This window comes from Streptomyces sp. NPDC060198 (genome assembly GCF_042728415.1).
Lineage (GTDB): Bacteria > Actinomycetota > Actinomycetes > Streptomycetales > Streptomycetaceae > Streptomyces.
This window is the reverse complement of record NZ_JBHWZJ010000610.1, coordinates 1-2,473: the sequence shown is the minus strand read 5'-3', so window position 1 is coordinate 2,473 and position 2,473 is coordinate 1. Positions and strand designations below refer to the sequence as shown.

Annotated in this window: 2 protein-coding genes; one reads left to right on the top strand and one right to left on the bottom strand. The window is 70.6% G+C overall.

The annotated features are described in order from the left end of the window. Positions 1-673 precede the first annotated feature (673 nt). A complete protein-coding gene (locus tag ACFWEP_RS34060) occupies positions 674-1,639 on the bottom strand; it encodes a pirin family protein (RefSeq protein WP_387376093.1) in 966 nt (321 codons plus the stop codon). Positions 1,640-1,798: 159 nt separating this feature from the next. On the opposite strand from ACFWEP_RS34060, the gene ACFWEP_RS34055 reads away from it, so the two are divergent. Continuing rightward, complete coding sequence (locus ACFWEP_RS34055) at positions 1,799-2,146, top strand: tetratricopeptide repeat protein (RefSeq protein ID WP_387376090.1); 348 nt, start codon at positions 1,799-1,801, stop codon at positions 2,144-2,146. Positions 2,147-2,473: the final 327 nt, after the last annotated feature.

Genomic DNA, 2,473 nt, shown 5'->3' with positions numbered 1-2,473 from the left:
GGGCTTCCAGAGCATCTGCCGGGCGGGAGGCCGCCGCCCTGGGCCAGGTGGGCGGAGCCTCCTCCGCGGCCGTCGAGGAGTTGCCTGACCGGCTCGGAGGCGCTCAGCCCGGTGTCGCGTGCGGCGTGGTTGACGGCGATGACGACCGTCCCCCCGACGGCGACGGCGAGCGGCAGTACCTTTTGTGTTCACCGCGACGGCGTTGCCGAAGCGCGTGGTGAGCAGCAGGGAGAACCTCTTCCTCTCCCCGTCCGGCACCCCCCACGGCAGCTCCACCTCCACCGGGTGAACGCCACGATGTAGCACTTCAACTCCTCGGCCACCGAGTGGGAGAGATCCACCGTGCGGACCTTCCTCCCCATCGGAGGCCCCGCTCCCTTCGACCTACGAGCGGGTCGTGCCGGCCCAGCCGAACCCAGCATCGCGGGCCCCGAACCATCACCTGCCAATCAGCAGGCCGAAGCCAACCTGACCACTCGTCAGTAAAGTCAGCATTGGGTCAGCATGGGGATTGCCAAACCTTCCCACGGACTGCCAAACCTGGGAACGGACACAGGCGGCACCAACACCTCCGTCCGCCCCGTCTCCCCCGAAGCGGCGTCCACCGGAAGCGCGCGGGCGGAGTGCTGGGAATCGACCACGACGGCAGCGTGTCAAGCCCCGTCGCCGCAGGTCAGCGCACCCTCCCCCGCGGTTTCAGGGGGGTGGCCGGGAGGACCGGAGCGGGCAGGCGCTCGCCGTCGTATCCCTTCACTTCACCGAATCCCCGACCCTCCATCCACTCCTGACGCGCCTGTACGATCTCAGCAGCTGACCGGCCGATGAAGTTCCACCACATGACGATCTCCTCCGCGAACGGCTCACCCCCGAGGAGCATGAGTCCGGCGTCGGACTCCGCGCGCAGGGGCAGTTCGGTACGGCCGCAGCCGAGGTAGAGCATCGACCCGGGGAGTACGGGCACGCCGTCGACGTGGGCCTCGCCCGACATCGACAGGACCGCGTACTCGAAGTCCGGGTCGAGCGGCAGGCGGGCCTCGGCACCCGCGGCGAGGGCGAGGTCGGCGCCGACGATCGGGGTGTAGGCGGTGCCCGGTGAGACCGCCCCGTCGAGTCCGCCGAGAATCACCGTGGCGGTGAGGCCGGGGGCCGTCACCGTGGGCAGGTCCGCGTGGTGCTGGAAGCCGGGCTCGACGTGGCGGTGGGCGTCCGGAAGGGCCACCCACAGCTGGGCGCCGTGCAGGAATCGGGCATGGCTCTTCGGGCTCTCCTCCGAGTGGCTGATGGCCCGGCCCGACGTCATCAGCCCCAGTTCCCTGGGGCGTACGGTCTGGAGGCTTCCGAGGCTGTCGCGGTGCAGCACCTCGCCCTCGTGCAGCCAGCTCACGGTCTGCAGTCCCATGTGCGGGTGGGGCGGCACCTGCATGCCGGGCTCGTCCGCGATGTCGTCGGGGCCGTAGTGGTCGACGAACGCCCAGGCGCCGATCATGCGGCGGCCGAGGTTGGGCAGCAGGCGGCGGACTTCGGTGGACTCGCCCAGCCGTACGTGGCGCGGGGTGAGGAGTTCACGAACCGGTTCGGCGACGACGAAGCCCCGCCCTCCGCAGACGGACAGCGTGGCCTGGCGATCGAGGTTGCTCATGGTGGTCAACCTATTGCGCTCCGGCGGGGCAGGAAGGCCGGAAGCGCGACCGCCACCTCACCTATTTAGTGGAATATTCAACCATCACGGTATGTTGTCGCGAACACCCCGGGCGGGAGGCTCGAACGGCCGCCCCGCCGGCAGCAGAGGAGGAACAGGATGACTGAGAACTACTACGAGTTCGGCACGGCCGCCGACCGCTGGAACCGCGCGCAGTTGTTCTTCGACGCGAAGGAATACCTCACCGCCGCGCGCATTCTCGGCGGGCTCGTGGACGAGGTCCCCGAGCAGGTCGCCCCGCGCCTGCTGCTGGCCCGCGCCTACTACCACTCGGCGCGGCTCGGGAAGGCCGAGGCGGAGCTGCGGATCGTCCTGGAGCGCGACCCGGTCGAGGACTACGCGCGCCTGCTGCTCGGACGCACGCTGGAGCGCCAGGGCCGGCACGAGGAGGCCGGGCCGCACCTGCGGATGGCCGCCGCGCTGAACGGCGACTTCCCCACCGGCTGACGGACCCGCGTCACCTCGGCGGGCAAGGCCCACGGCCGAGGGATTGCGGGTCACCCCGGGCGGGACGATCTTGTCGACGCGGTCGGCGCCCAGCCGCCGGAGGCTGTCGTCGATCCCCAGGGTGAGCAGCCCGGCGCGTGATGCCGCGCCCGTCCGGGTCGCCGTCTCCCGTCCGGACAGGGAACCGGCCCTCGGTCGCGAGCACCGTCACGACGGTGGAGGAGGACCTCGCCGACAGTCTCCTCCGCATCACCGCCGGAGTACTGGTCGGCGGTGTCGATGAAAGCCGGTCCCGCGGGGGAGGGGGACGGGGGGTAAAAAGGAATA